Consider the following 14006-nt stretch of genomic DNA (forward strand, 5'->3'; position numbering starts at 1 on the left):
GCCATGGCGAGCGCTGCCAAGCGCGGCCGCAACGAGCCTGCCGAGCCGCCCAAGATCATCATCGTCAAGAAGATCACCGGCGAGAGCCATGGTGGCCATCATGGCGGCGCGTGGAAGGTCGCCTATGCCGATTTCGTGACCGCGATGATGGCGTTCTTCCTGTTGCTGTGGATTCTCGGCGCCACCACCGAGAAGCAACGCAAGGGCATCGCCGACTATTTCTCCCCGACGCTCGTCCAGATGCGCGAGAAGTCGGCGGGATCGAACGGCATGTTCGGCGGCGATTCGATCATCGCCAAGGACAAATATGCGCACCGCGCCTCGCAGACCGGATCGAAGAGCATCACCATCCCCAAGGACGCCTCCGGCGGCCAGAAGGAGGGCGCCGCCGCGATCCGCACGCGCGATCGCATCCGCTTCCAGGTGCTCCAGAAGAAGCTCGAGCAGCAGATGAAGGCGAGCAAGACGACCACCGGGCTCACCCAGCATGTCCGTTTCACCGAGACGCCCGAGGGCTTACGCATCGATATCGTCGATGGTGCCGATTTCTCGATGTTCGCGCTCGGATCGGACAATCTGGTGCCGCGCGCCGCCCAGTTGATCAGCGAGGTCGCCTCCACGCTCGTCGGCGTCCCCAATGGCGTGATCGTGCGCGGCCATACCGATGGCCTGCCTTATGCCGCCGGGCGCAGCGTCAACAACTGGACCCTATCGTCGGCGCGCGCCGAGGCGACCCGCAAGGCGCTGGCGACGGGCGGCGTCGGGCAGGATCGCTTCCTGCGCATCGAGGGCGTCGCCGATCGCGAGCCCTATCAGGGCGCGCCGAATGCCTATGATCCGCGCAACCGCCGCATGTCGATCACCCTCGCCTGGACGGAGGGCGGCGCCGATGAAAGCGCCGTACAGGCGATGCAGTCGCAGATGACGAGCAGCGCCGAGGGCGGCACCGCGCCTGCGTCGACTGAAAAGCGCGCCTTCGATCCCCATTGAAGCTTTCGCGGGTTTCGGAAGCCCTTCGACAAGCCGGACGCTCTCTGGCAGATGCGGGACATGACCCGCATCGCCTACCTCAATGGCAGCTTCCTGCCGCTCGAAGACACCAGGATATCGATCCTCGATCGCGGCTTCCTGTTTGCGGACGGCATCTATGAGGTGACCGCCGTGCTGGACGGCCGGCTGGTCGATACGCCGCGCCACATGGCCCGGCTCGCCCGATCGGCACGCGAGATCGGAATGCGTCTGCGCGAGACGACCGAACAGATCGAGACGATCGAGCGCGAACTGATCGCGCGCAACGGCCTGATCGAAGGGCTCGTCTATTTGCAGGCGACGCGCGGCACCGATGCCGACCGCGATTTCCTCTCGGCCGCCGATCTCGAACCGACGCTGGTGATGTTCACGCAGGCCAAGGCCTTGATCGACGCCCCCGCCGCACGCACCGGTATCTCCGTCGCCACCGTGCCGGACATTCGCTGGGGCCGGCGCGACATCAAGAGCGTGATGCTGCTGGCGCAGGTGCTGGCCAAGCAGGAGGCGGTGCGGGCCGGCGCGCAGGATGCGTGGCTGGTCGCCGACGGCATGGTGACCGAAGGCGCCTCGTCCACCGCCTGGATCCTGACCCAGGGCGGCACGCTCGTCACCCGCTCCAAATCCCACGTCACCCTGCCCGGCTGCACCGGCGACGCGCTGGCGGCGCTGGTCGGCGAACTAGGCCTGACGATCGATTTCCGGCCTTTCTCGGTGGAAGAGGCCCTGGCCGCGAAGGAGGCGTTCAACTCTGCCGCCGGATCGCTGATCCTGCCGGTCGTCGCGATCGACGGCCAGCCGATTGGAGACGGCGCACCCGGCCCCGTCACCACCCGCCTGCGCGAACGCTATATCGCCCACGCACGGGCCTGAGCGGAACGACGGGGCCGTCAAAGGGTTCGGAAGTGAAACCTTCCAAGGAGCCCTGCCCATGTCCCGCACCGTCGCCGAAGTCATCGTCGAAACGCTGGAACAGGCCGGCGTCAAGCGCTGCTACGGCGTACCGGGCGACACGCTGAACCATGTCACCGATGCGATCCGGGACAGCGGCATCCGCTGGGTCCATGTCCGCCACGAGGAGGCGGGCGGCTTTGCCGCCGGCGCCGACGCGATGCTGACCGATGAACTGGCGGCCTGCGCCGGCTCCTGCGGACCCGGCAGCCTGCACTTCATCAACGGCCTCTATGAAAGCCACCGCAACCGCGCGCCGGTGGTGCTAATCGCCAGCCAGATCGTGCGCGACGAGCTGGGTTTCGATTTTCCGCAGGAGGTGGATTTCAAGTCGGTCTACGCCGCATCCTCGGTGTTCTGCGACGAGATCCGCACCCCGGCACAGGCCCGCCGCAAGACCGCGATGGCGGCACAGGCGGCCTTGTCGAAGAAGGGCGTGGCGGTGCTGATCGTGCCGGCCGACATCTCGGCCTCCAAGGCGCCGGAAGAGCCCGCCTTCGCCGTCCATCGCGCCGCGCCCGTCACCCGCCCCTCGGATGCCGAGCTGGACCGGATCGCCGTCGCGCTCAACCAAGGCAAGAAGATCGCCATCTATGGCGGCTCCGGCTGCCAGCATGCGCATGATCAGGTCGTGGCACTGGCCGAGCGGCTCGGCGCGCCCGTCGCGCATACCTCGCGCGCCAAGGATTTCCTCGAACATGCCAACCCCTTCGATGTCGGCATGACCGGCATCTTCGGCATCGAGAGCGGCTATCATGCGCTGATCGAGTGCGACACGCTGCTGCTGCTCGGCTGCGATTTCGCCTGGCGGCAATTCTATCCGTCCAACGCCACGATCATCCAGATCGACATCGACGGCACCCATCTCGGCCGCCGCCACCCGGTGACGATCGGTGCGGTGGGCGACATCGCCCCGACCCTCGACGCGCTGCTCCCACGCATTCGTGCGCGCGAAACGCGTGCTTTCTTGGACGAATGCCTCGATCACAAGACGAAGGCGCTGGCGAAGCTGGAGAAGCGCTCGGTCACCGGCAAGGGCGGCGCGATCCACCCGCAATATCTCACCGAAACGATCTCGCGCCTGTCCGCGCCGGACGCGGTGTTCACCGCCGATGGCGGATCGCCAATGGTCTGGTGCCTGCGCCATGTCGCATCGACCGGCAGCAACCGCACGATCATCTCGCTGACTCACGGCACCATGGCGAATGCGATGCCGCAGGCCTTGGGCGCCAAGGCCGCCTATCCCGATCGGCAGGTAATCGCGCTGTCGGGCGATGGCGGCCTCGCCATGCTGCTCGGCGATCTGCTGACCGCCGTGCAGGAAAAGCTGCCGATCAAGGTCTGCGTCTACGACAATTCGTCGCTCGGCTTCGTCGAGCTGGAGCAGAAGGTGGAAGGGCTCATCGAAAGCTACACCGATCTCCACAATCCCGATTTTTCCAAGGTGGCGGAAGCGATCGGCTTCTGGGGTCGCCGTGTCGAACAGGGCGACGATGTCGAGGCGGCGGTGCGCGACTGGCTGGCCACCCCGGGGCCGGCGCTGCTCGACGTGGTGGTCGACAAGAACGAACTGGTGATGCCGCCCAAGATCGAGGCGAGCCAGGTGTTCGGCACCGCCCTCTACGGCGCGAAGGCCGTGCTCGGCGGCCGGGCGAGGGATGTGGTCAGCATGATCAAGGAAAATCTGCTGAATTGACCGTATGAATATCCTCCCCCCTCGAAGGGGGGAGGATATCGGATCAGCCCAGATTGCGGCTGAAAAGGTCGAGCATTTCCTTCCAGCCACGCTCGGCCGAGGCCTTGTCGTAGATCGGGAAATCCGGCTTCATCCAGCCGTGCAGCGCGCCCGGATAGATTTCGGCACGGTAGGTGAGACCAGCCGCATCGAACGCCGCCTTCAGCCGCTCGTGCATCTCGGGCGTGTAGCTGTGATCATTGTCCGCGCCGGCGACATAGACCTCCGCCTTGATCTGCGGCGCGAGCAGATGAGGGCTGTTCGGCTGATCCGTGGCGAGGTTGCCGCCATGATAGCTCGCCGCCGCCGCCACCCGATCGGGGTAGGTGCCCGCCGTCGCCAGCGCCATGCCGCCGCCCATGCAGAAGCCGACGACGCCAACCTTGCCGCCCTTCACATCGCTGCGCGTATCGAGATAATCGAGATAGGCACGCGTGTCGGCGGCGGCCTTGTCCGGCCCGGTGACGGCCATCAGCGGGCCGATGATCTTCATGAACTCGCCGCTGGCGAAGACCTCGGTGGGCGTCGGGATGTGGTATTCGCCCGAACGGTAGAAGAGATCGGGCAGCAGCGCGAGATAGCCGTTGTCGGCCAGCCGCGTTGCGATATCGAGCAGCGCCGGGCGCATACCCAGCGCATCCATGTAGATGATCACGGCCGGCCAAGGGCCGGTGCCTTCCGGCGTCACCACGTAGGTCGGGCAATCGCCGTCCGCGGTGTGGATCGTAACCTGTTCCTGAGCCATGCAAAATCCTTGTTACGCGTCACCCCTCGGCGCCCCGGTTGGCGACCGGGAACGCCATCGTCAAGCCGGCACGCGCCGGCGGAAGCTGTCCGGATCGGCGGCATCCCACCAGCGACGCAGCGAATCATGGCTGGTGCCGGCGATCAGTTCGCCCTCCTCCACGAAGGGATAGACTTCGTTCATCTGCTTCATTTCGGCGACATTGATCCGCTGGCGCAGATGACCCGGCTGGAAATCGCTCGGCGATTCAAGCCCGGCCGCCACGACGATCTCGTGCAGCGCGTTGACCGTCGATTTATGAAAGCGCGCCACCCGCTCGGCCTTCTCCGGAATGACGAGGCCGCGCTGGCGTGCCGGCGACTGGGTGGCGACGCCGGTCGGGCAGAGATCGGTGTGGCATTTCATCGATTGCACGCAGCCCAGCGAGAACATGAAGGGCCGCGCCGCGTTGCACCAATCCGCGCCCAGCGCCGCGTTCATCGCGATCGCCGCACCCGATGCGACCTTGCCCGATGCCGCCAGCCTCACCTGCCCCTTGAGGCCGGCCCCGACCAGCGCGTTGCGCGCGATGATCAGGCCTTCGCGCAACGGCATGCCGACGCGATCGGACAATTCGGTCGGCGCCGCGCCGGTGCCGCCCTCGGCGCCATCGATGACGATGAAATCCAGCGTGATGCCGGTCGCCAGCATCGCCTTCACCACCGCCATCAGTTCGTGCGGAAAACCGACGCACAGCTTGATGCCGACCGGCTTGCCGCCGGACAGGTCGCGCATCCTGGCAGCGAACTCCAATAACCCCTTGGGCGTCGAGAAGGCGCTATGCGCGGCGGGCGAGAGGCAATCCTTGCCCTGTTCGATATCGCGCGTCTCGGCGATCTCCCGCGTCACCTTGGGGCCCGGCAGCACCCCGCCATGGCCAGGCTTGGCGCCCTGGCTCAGCTTGATCTCGGTCATCTTCACCTGATCGAGCTGCGCCTTGTCGCGGAAATGCTCGGGATCGAAATGGCCGTCCTTCGTCCGGCAGCCGAAATAGCCCGATCCCAGTTCCCATACGATGTCGCCACCATGCTTGCGATGATAGGGGGAGAGACTGCCCTCGCCGGTATCATGATAGAAACCGCCGATCTTCGCGCCCAGGTTCAGCGCCTCGATCGCGTTGGCGCCGAGCGAGCCGAAGCTCATCGCCGAGATGTTGAGCCGCGACGCCATATAGGGCCGCGAGCATTGATCCGATCCGACCCGCACCCGCATGTCCTTCGGCGCGCCGGAATTGGGCACCATCGAATGCGCCAACCACTCATATTCGCCCGAATAGACATCCAGTTCGGTGCCGAAGGGATGCGAATCCACATCGCCCTTGGCACGGGCATAGACCAGCGAGCGCTCGTCGATGCTGAACGGCCGCCCCTCCAGATTGCTCTCCACCACATAGGCGCGGAGGAACGGCCGCAGCCATTCGAAGAACCAGCGCACATGCGCGGAGGCCGGATAGTTGCGACGCAGGCTGTGCTCGGTCTGGACGAGATCGACCAGCGTGACCGCCAGTGCCGGCAGGGTGATCACCAGCGCCCACAATGCGAGGGGATGACGATGCGCCACCAGCACGGCCACCGCACTCAGCACGATGCTTCCCCACAGCATCAGGTTGCGGCCGACAGGCGCGTCCGTAAACAGCGCCGCACCGATATTTGCCCTCGCCATGCTTTTCTCCTTCGGATCGCACCCTAGGGTGGCGCGCCTCGATGACAAAACCCATATCGCCGGCGAACCGATTCACGGAGACCTGCATGACCCAAGCCCGCCAGCCCAGCCTCTATATTCCGCATGGCGGCGGCCCCTGCTTCTTCATGGACGATCCCCGCGGCATCTGGACGGGGATGGAAACCTTCCTGCGGGATCTGCCGACGCTGCTGCCGGCACGGCCGACGGCGATCCTGATCGTATCGGGTCATTGGGAGACGGAGGGCTTCGCCTTCACCGCCGCCGCCCGACCCGGACTGCTGTTCGACTATTACGGCTTTCCACCGCACACCTATCAACTGACCTATCCCGCCCCCGGTGATCCGGCGCTGGCGGCGAAGGCGGCGGGGCTGCTGGCGGCAACGGGCATGACCACCAGCCTCGACGCGACGCGCGGGCTCGATCATGGCGTGTTCGTACCGCTCAAGGTCGCGTTCCCGGATGCCGACATCCCGGTGGTGGAGATGTCGACCGATCTTCGCCTCGATCCCGCCGAGCATCTCGCCGCCGGCCGCGCGCTCGCCCCGTTGCGGGACGAAGGCGTGCTGATCATCGGCGCGGGCATGAGCTTTCACAATATGCGCGGCTACGGGCGCCCCGCATCCACCGAACCCTCGCGACAGTTCGACAGCTGGCTCGCAGCGGCGGCGACGGCCGAAGCGGGGTCGCGATCCGACGCCCTGCTACGCTGGGCCGATGCCCCCGCCGGCCGCTTCTCCCACCCGCGCGAGGAGCATCTGCTGCCGTTGATGGTCGCAGCCGGCGCCAGCGACGCGGCGGGCGAGCGAGTCTATGGCGAACTGGTGATGGAGACGGCGATCTCGGGCTTCCGCTTCGCCTGAGGCTATGCTCCAAGGGCGGGCATGGCCCCTATATCCTCCCGCGCCCTCGCCGCCGCCGCCTTTTCCGCGATCACGCTGGTCCTCGCCGCGCCGGCGCTCGCGTCGCCGGGTTATGACGCGGTAGATCCGATGATCGGGACCAGCGGCGGCGGCCACACCTATCCCGGCGCCTCCGCGCCGTTCGGCATGGTGCAGTTGTCGCCCGACACCGACACCAGCTGCGTCATCCGCGCCTGCTACGCCCATGCCGCCGGCTACCAATATGGCGACCCGACCATCCAGGGCTTCAGCCACACCCATTTCTCCGGCGCCGGGCATAGCGACCTCGGCGATTTCCTCGTCATGCCGGTTTCGGGCGACACCGTGCCGCTGGAACCCGGCGATCCGGCCAGGCCCGGCTCGGGCTACCGCTCGCGCTTCGACCACAAGACCGAGGAGGCGCATCCCGGCTATTATGCGGTAACGCTCGCCGATCCGGGCGTCCGCGCCGAGATGACGGCCGGCACACGCGTCGGCGTCCATCGCTACGCCTTCCCGGCGGGCAAGGCCGCGCATCTGGTGTTCGATCTGCGGACGTCGTTCTACAATTATCCGGGCAAGACCTTGTGGTCCTCGATCCGGCTGCGGCCGGACGGGACCGTGACCGGCTGCCGCCAGACGCGCGGCTGGGCGCCCGATCGCATCCTCTGCTTCGCGATGCGCTTTTCGGCCCCGCTCACCGATCACGCCTTGGTCAGCACCGAGACCGATGTCGCCTACAAGGGCTTCCAGGGGCCGGGGCGCGGCACGACCGATCTCGCCGAACTCCAGGGACGCGCGATCGTCGCGCGGTTCGATTTCGGCGCCCTGTCCAGGCCGCTGGAGGCCAAGGTCGCGATCTCGTCGGTCGACGAGGCCGGGGCGATCGCCAATCTCGACAGCGAACCCGGCGATTTCGACGCGATCCGCGCGAAGACCAAGGCAGCGTGGGAACAGGCGCTCGGCACCGTCGATCTCGACGCACCGGCGGCGATGAAGACCAATCTCTACACCGCACTCTACCACGCGCTGCTCGCGCCCTCGGTGGCGAGCGACAGCGATGGCCGCTATCGCGGCACCGACAATGCCGTCCACAAGGCCGAGGGCTTCACCTTCCACTCGACCTTCTCGCTGTGGGATACGTTCCGCGCCGAACATCCGCTGCTCACCATCATCCAGCCCGAACGGCGGAATGCGGACTTCATCCGCTCGCTGGTCGAGAGCCAGAAGGAGAGTCCGTTCGGCATCCTGCCCGTCTGGCAATATCAGGGGCGCGAGACCTGGTGCATGATCGGCTATCATGCGGTGCCGGTGATCGCCGACGCCTATCTGAAGGGCATTGGTGGCTTCGATCCGGACGAGGCGCTGAAGGCGATGGTCGCGAGCGCCACCTACGCGCCCTATGGCGGGCTCGGCGACTATATGAAGCTCGGCTACGTGCCGATCGACAAGGAGCCCGAGGCTGCCTCCAAGACGGTCGAATATGCCTATGACGACTGGACCATCGCGCAGATGGCCAGGAAGATGGGCAAGGCCGACATCGCGGCGACCTTCGCGAAGCGTGCCGGCAACTGGCGCAACGGCTTCGACGCCAAGACCGGCTGGGTCCGCGCGCGCCTGTCCAACGGCCAGCTCCGCGCGCCCTTCGATCCGGTCTCGATCCAGTACGGCTCCGACTATACCGAGGGCAATGCGTGGCAATATAGCTGGTTCATGCCGCAGGACGAAGGCGGCCTGATCCGCGCGCTGGGCGGCGATGCCAAGACCGTCGCCAAGCTCGACGCGATGTTCGGCTACGACAACAGCAAGCTCGATTATTCGTCGTCGGAGGACATTGCCGGGCTGATCGGACAATATATCCACGGCAACGAGCCGAGCCACTCGGTCGCCTATCTCTACAGCTATGCCGGCCAGCCGTGGCGGACGCAGGAGCGGCTCAAGCAGATCGTCGACAGCCAGTACAAGCCGACGCCGGACGGGTTCGAGGGCAATGACGATCTCGGCCAGATGTCGGCATGGCTGATGTTCACCGGGCTCGGCTTCTACCCGGTGACGCCGGGCAGCCTCCAATATGTGATCGGCCGCCCGTTCGTGGATCATGCGACGCTGAACCTGCCCAATGGCCGCCATTTTGCCGTGATCACGGAGGGCCTCGGCGACGAGCACCCCTATGTCGGCACGGTGCTGCTCAACGGCAAGCCGCTGGAAAAGGGCTATATTACCCATGCCGAGATCGAAGCGGGCGGCGAGCTGCGCTTCGTCATGTCGGCCACGCCCAACAAGACATGGGCGACGGCCAAGGCGGATCGGCCCTTCTCGATGAGCGGCTATTGAGGGGGAGCGAAGCCGCCGCACGCGAAGTTGACAAAGTTGACAGCCACCGGACCGAAAAAAAGACCTTTTCGCATCATGCCGCGCTGACCGAGAGCGCCCCGAAGCCCCCGGCTCGGCAGCAGTCTGACAGACGAAATCCTACAAGAGAAGCCCTGGCTTCGGACGGGGCTCCTCGGGAGCTCCGTGCCGGGCATCCGTGAAGCGCCGTCGGCCAAGGGCAATCCGCGGGACAGACGACCTGTAATATAAGTGTCGCCGATATCGCCAGGCAACAAGATATCATAACCCCTTTATCCCCATCCATTCTCCGATCATTCGCGGATCATTGCCGCCGGACTTGACGCAGGCAAAGCGAACCGCCAGAGGCCGCGGCGATATTGGGATCGCTTTCATCCCGATGACTGCCTGACCATCGATCGGAATGACTTCCATGCGAATCTCCCTCGCGCTGATCGCGGGCGCCGTCGCGCTCGTTCCGGTCGCAGGCCGCGCCGGCGACACCGCGCCGCTGCTGCCCAATTGGCTGGCCGTGCACGGTCAGGCGACCTTCGTGCTGCAAGGGACACCGGGTTTCTCCTCGCCTTATGCCGGCACCAACAGCCTGACGCCCCACCAGCGCAAGGAGACGATCGACGCCACCCTGTTCGTCGGCGTGCGGCCATGGAAGGGCGCCGAAATCTGGATCAACCCGGAGATGGACCAGGGATTCGGCCTGTCCAACACGCTGGGCGTCGCCGGCTTCCCGAGCGCGGAAGCCTATAAGGTCGGCAAGAAGCATCCCTATTTCCGGCTGCAGCGCGCCTTCCTCCGCCAGACCATCGATCTCGGTGGCGAGACCGAGACGACCGAGGGCGAGGCCAACCAGTTCGCGGGGACGCACAGCGCCAACCGGATCGTCGTCACCGCCGGCAAGTTCGGCGTCGGCGACATCTTCGACACCAACAAATATGCCCATGATCCGCGCGGCGATTTCCTGAACTGGTCGCTCGTCGATGCGGGCAGCTTCGATTATGCGGCGGATGCCTGGGGCTACAGCACCGGCATCGCGGCGGAATGGTATCAGGGCGCCTGGGCGTTGCGGGCGGGTGGCTTCAACCTCTCCAAGATTCCCAATGGCGAGACGCTCGAAACCGGGTTCGGCCAGTATCAGATCGATGTCGAGGTCGAGCATCGCCACCAGATCGCCGGGCACGACGGTGCCGTCCGGGTGACGCTGTTCCGCAATCGCGGCAATTTCGGCCGGTTCGACGATGCCCTCGCCCTCGCGTCCGCCACCGGCACGGCGCCCGACACCGCGCTGGTCCGTGGCCGGCGCACCCGGCTCGGCGCGTCGATCAACATCGAGCAGGCCGTCACCGACAGCATCGGCGTCTTCGCCCGGGCGGGTGTCGCCAATGGCCAGATCGAGCCCTATGACTTCACCGACATCGATCGCACCGCCTCGGCCGGCATCGCGATCGATGGCGCCGGCTGGGGTCGCAAGAGCGACACGATCGGCATCGCCGCCGTGGTCAACGGCATCTCCAGGACGCATGAGCGCTATCTCGATGCGGGCGGCATCGGCGTGCTGGTCGGCGACGGCCGCCTGCCCCACCCCGGCGCCGAGGCGATCGGCGAAGTGGACTATGTCTGGAAGCCGGTGAAACCGCTCGAGGTCTCGTTCGACTATCAGATCGTCCGCAACCCCGGCTATAATCGCGACCGGGGACCGGCCAACGTGTTCGCCGTGCGCGTCCACACCGCATTCTGAGCCCCGCGCCTACCCCGCCAGCACCAGATCCGCCTCGAGGAAATCGAGGAAGGCGCGCACCCGGAGCGACGGCGGCTCGTGGCCGACATAGAGCGCATGGATGTCCTCGCTGTCGCCGGCGTTGAAGGCGTCGAGCACCGGCACCAGCCGCCCGGCGGCGAGATCGGCGGCGGCGTGGAAACGGCCCAGGCGCGCGATGCCGCCGCCGGCCACCGCCATCATCCGCACCACCTCGCCCGAATTGCCGAGGAACGCGCCCTCGACCGGCTGCTGCACCAGCCTGCCGCCGATCCGGAACGGCCAGCTATCCAGCGAACGGCGGAAGCTGAAGGTGAGCAGGCGGTGATGCGCGAGCTCGCCGGGGTGAGCGGGTATCCCGGCCTGCGCGAGATAAGCGGGGCTCGCCGCCAGCACCATCGCGCTGCGCCCCAGTTTCTTGGCGCGCAGCCTGGTGTCGCGCAGCGGCCCGATGCGGATCGCGATGTCCGCCCGCTCGCCGACAAGATCGACCAGCGTGTCGGTTAGCGCCAGATCGATCGTCACGTCCGGGTAGGCGGCGCAGAAGCGCGGCAGAATCGGGATCAGCGCGACCGTGCCGAACGGCACCGAGGCGTTGATCCTGAGCTTGCCGCGCGGCACCTCCTCGGCGCGGCCGATGCTGGCCTCGATCGCGTCGATCTCCGCGAGCACCCCCGCCACCCGGTCGCGATAGGCCTCGCCCTCCGCAGTCAGCGCGAGCGCGCGCGTCGTGCGGCGGATCAGCACGGTGCCGAGCCGCGCCTCCAGCCGGGCGATCGATCGGCTCACCGCGGATGGCGTCAGCCGCAGCGCCTTGGCCGCCGCCGCGAAGCTGCCGCCGCGCGCCACCGCCAGGAACGTCTCCATCTCGCCGATACGATTGTCCATCATAACGATCCATGATTGCGAAGAACTTCTATAATGTATTCTCAGGAACTAATCACCCTGCCGCGCCATGCCTAACTAGGCCTCGACAGCAACGAGGAGTGTTCCATGGACCTGCAATTGAAGGGCAAGACCGCGATCGTCACCGGATCGACCGCGGGCATCGGCTTCGCCATCGCCGAGCGGCTCGCCGCGGAAGGCGCGGACGTCGTGATCAGCGGCCGCAGCCAGGCCAAGCTGGACGAGGCCGCCGCCCGCATCGCCAAGAGCGGCACGGTGCGCGCCGTGCTGGCCGACGTCGCCACCGCCGAGGGGGCTGCGGCGCTGATCGCCGCCGCGCCGGAGGCCGACATCCTGGTCAACAATCTCGGCATCTACGAGGCCAAGCCGTTCACCGAGATCAGCGATGCCGACTGGCATCATCTGTTCGAGGTCAACGTCGTCTCCGGCGCGCGGCTCACCCGCCACTATTTCCCGCAGATGCTGGCGAAGGATTGGGGCCGGGTGATCTTCATCTCGTCCGAAAGCTCGCTCGTCGTCCCTGCCGAGATGATCCACTATGGCATGACCAAGACCGCGCAGCTCGCCATCGCGCGCGGGCTGGCCGAGCAGACCAAGGGCACCGGCGTGACGGTCAATTCGGTGATGCCCGGGCCGACGCGCTCGGAAGGCATCGTCGATTTCGTGAAGAGCGTGCTGCCCGAGGCCCAGTCGGATGAAGAGGCCGAGGCTCTGTTCTTCCAGAAGATGCGTCCGCTCTCGCTGATCCGCCGCTTCATCGAGGCCGACGAGATCGGCGCGATGGTCGCCTTCCTGGCGAGTCCGCTCGCCGCCGTCACCAACGGCGCCGCGATCCGGGCCGAAGGCGGCATCGTCCCGACGATCGCCTGACCGCCTGACCATCTGACCGGGATAGCAAAAGGGCCGCGCTCCCGATCGGAGCGCGGCCCTTTTTCATGGTCGATGTCGGGAGGCTCAGCCGTCGCTGGGCATCATCGGCATCATGTTGGTGTTGAGATGGTACATCACCCAGACCGAACCGCCGAGCACGATGGCGAGCACGAACAGCGTGAAGAACAGCGCCTGCAACGTCCAGTGATCGGTCTTGCCGTCAATGTGCAGGAAGTAGCGCAGATGGACCAGGATCTGGATCGCGCCGAGGCCCATGATCAAGCCCGCGGCCTGTCCCCCGGTCACCAGGCCCTTCATCACCGCGGCGAAGGGAATGACGGTGAGGATCACCGCCAGCACAAAGCCTACCGCATAGGCCTTGCCCACCGGGGCATGCCCGATATTCGGCCCATGGCCGTGCGTGTCGTGGCCGCCGCTCATGCCGCAACTCCCATCAGATAGACAAAGCTGAACACGCCGATCCACACCACGTCGAGGAAGTGCCAGAACAGCGAGAGACAGGTCAGGCGCCGGATGTTGGTCTCGGTCAGGCCGCGGGTGGCGACCTGGACCATCATCAGAGTCATCCAGATCAGACCCGAGGTCACGTGGAGGCCGTGGGTGCCGACCAGCGCGAAGAAGGACGAGAGCCAGCCGGAGCGATCCGGGCCGAAGCCCTCGTGGATCAGCGTGGTGAACTCGTTGATCTCCATGCCGATGAAGCCGACGCCGCACAGCGCGGTGAGGAACAGCCAGGCAAGCGTGCCGTTCTTCGAGCCCTTGTGAGCCGCGATCATCGACAGACCGTAGGTGAGCGAGGAGAGCAGCAGCAGCGCAGTTTCGACGGCCACATAGGGCAGTTCGAAGATCGTGTGCGGCGTCGGGCCACCGGCGAACGCCTGGGACATCACCGCATAGGTGGCGAACAGGCCCGAGAAGATGACGCAATCGCTCATCAGGTAGATCCAAAAACCGAGCTGGACCGACCCGAACTGGTCGTGATGTTCCTCATGGTGGTCGTGATGACCACCGTGGCCGGAACCGTGGGTATCAATGGTGGCGCTGGTCATG

The 14006-nt window shown here is 66.2% G+C and carries 13 protein-coding genes; 7 read left to right on the forward strand and 6 right to left on the reverse strand.

Annotation, left to right across the window (positions count from 1 at the left end):
- The first annotated feature begins 3 nt into the window (after positions 1–3).
- The 3 genes from PBT88_RS18625 to PBT88_RS18635 are packed head-to-tail and all read left to right on the forward strand — an operon-like array spanning position 4 to position 3673.
- A complete protein-coding gene (locus tag PBT88_RS18625; RefSeq protein WP_270076789.1) occupies positions 4–990 on the forward strand; it encodes a flagellar motor protein MotB in 987 nt (328 codons plus the stop codon).
- A gap of 60 nt (positions 991–1050) precedes the next feature.
- The gene (locus PBT88_RS18630; protein WP_270076790.1) at positions 1051–1899 is read left to right on the forward strand and encodes a D-amino-acid transaminase; all 849 of its coding nucleotides are present in this window, start codon (positions 1051–1053) and stop codon (positions 1897–1899) included.
- 58 nt (positions 1900–1957) lie between these two features.
- Positions 1958–3673 carry a thiamine pyrophosphate-dependent enzyme gene (locus PBT88_RS18635; protein ID WP_270076791.1) on the forward strand — a complete coding sequence of 572 codons (1716 nt, stop codon included), beginning with the start codon at positions 1958–1960 and terminating at the stop codon, positions 3671–3673.
- 43 nt (positions 3674–3716) lie between these two features.
- Here the strand turns inward: PBT88_RS18635 and PBT88_RS18640 are convergent, their stop codons facing one another.
- Both PBT88_RS18640 and PBT88_RS18645 read right to left on the reverse strand, forming a co-directional pair.
- A complete protein-coding gene (locus PBT88_RS18640; protein ID WP_270076792.1) occupies positions 3717–4457 on the reverse strand; it encodes a dienelactone hydrolase family protein in 741 nt (246 codons plus the stop codon).
- 60 nt (positions 4458–4517) lie between these two features.
- A complete protein-coding gene (locus PBT88_RS18645; protein ID WP_270079319.1) occupies positions 4518–6098 on the reverse strand; it encodes an FMN-binding glutamate synthase family protein in 1581 nt (526 codons plus the stop codon).
- Between the two features lie 146 nt (positions 6099–6244).
- On the opposite strand from PBT88_RS18645, the gene PBT88_RS18650 reads away from it, so the two are divergent.
- Positions 6245–7039 (forward strand): DODA-type extradiol aromatic ring-opening family dioxygenase, encoded by a 795-nt coding sequence (locus PBT88_RS18650; RefSeq protein WP_270076793.1) that lies wholly within the window; start codon positions 6245–6247, stop codon positions 7037–7039.
- A gap of 21 nt (positions 7040–7060) precedes the next feature.
- On the forward strand, positions 7061–9391 hold the full coding sequence (locus tag PBT88_RS18655; protein ID WP_270076794.1) for a GH92 family glycosyl hydrolase: 2331 nt from the start codon (positions 7061–7063) through the stop codon (positions 9389–9391).
- A 279-nt stretch (positions 9392–9670) separates the two neighbouring features.
- On the opposite strand, the gene PBT88_RS18660 is transcribed toward PBT88_RS18655, so the two are convergent.
- Entirely contained in the window at positions 9671–9823 is a 153-nt protein-coding gene (locus tag PBT88_RS18660; RefSeq protein ID WP_270076795.1) for a hypothetical protein, read from the reverse strand.
- Here PBT88_RS18660 and PBT88_RS18665 point away from each other — a divergent pair.
- The gene (locus tag PBT88_RS18665; RefSeq protein WP_407696477.1) at positions 9813–11141 is read left to right on the forward strand and encodes a carbohydrate porin; all 1329 of its coding nucleotides are present in this window, start codon (positions 9813–9815) and stop codon (positions 11139–11141) included. The two genes, PBT88_RS18660 and PBT88_RS18665, sit on opposite strands and share 11 nt — an antisense overlap.
- A gap of 9 nt (positions 11142–11150) precedes the next feature.
- Here PBT88_RS18665 and PBT88_RS18670 read toward each other — a convergent pair whose 3' ends face one another.
- Positions 11151–12047, reverse strand: a complete 897-nt coding sequence (locus PBT88_RS18670; RefSeq protein ID WP_270076797.1) for a LysR family transcriptional regulator — start codon at positions 12045–12047, stop codon at positions 11151–11153.
- Positions 12048–12152: 105 nt separating this feature from the next.
- Between PBT88_RS18670 and PBT88_RS18675 the strand changes: the two genes are divergently transcribed.
- Entirely contained in the window at positions 12153–12935 is a 783-nt protein-coding gene (locus PBT88_RS18675) for an SDR family NAD(P)-dependent oxidoreductase (protein ID WP_270076798.1), read from the forward strand.
- Between the two features lie 84 nt (positions 12936–13019).
- On the opposite strand, the gene cyoD is transcribed toward PBT88_RS18675, so the two are convergent.
- A complete protein-coding gene (gene cyoD / locus PBT88_RS18680) occupies positions 13020–13376 on the reverse strand; it encodes a cytochrome o ubiquinol oxidase subunit IV (protein ID WP_270076799.1) in 357 nt (118 codons plus the stop codon).
- Positions 13373–14005 (reverse strand): cytochrome o ubiquinol oxidase subunit III, encoded by a 633-nt coding sequence (cyoC, locus tag PBT88_RS18685; protein WP_270076800.1) that lies wholly within the window; start codon positions 14003–14005, stop codon positions 13373–13375. Before cyoC ends, cyoD begins: the two co-directional genes overlap by 4 nt.
- Position 14006: the final 1 nt, after the last annotated feature.

This window comes from Sphingomonas abietis (assembly GCF_027625475.1).
GTDB lineage: Bacteria > Pseudomonadota > Alphaproteobacteria > Sphingomonadales > Sphingomonadaceae > Solisphingomonas > Solisphingomonas abietis.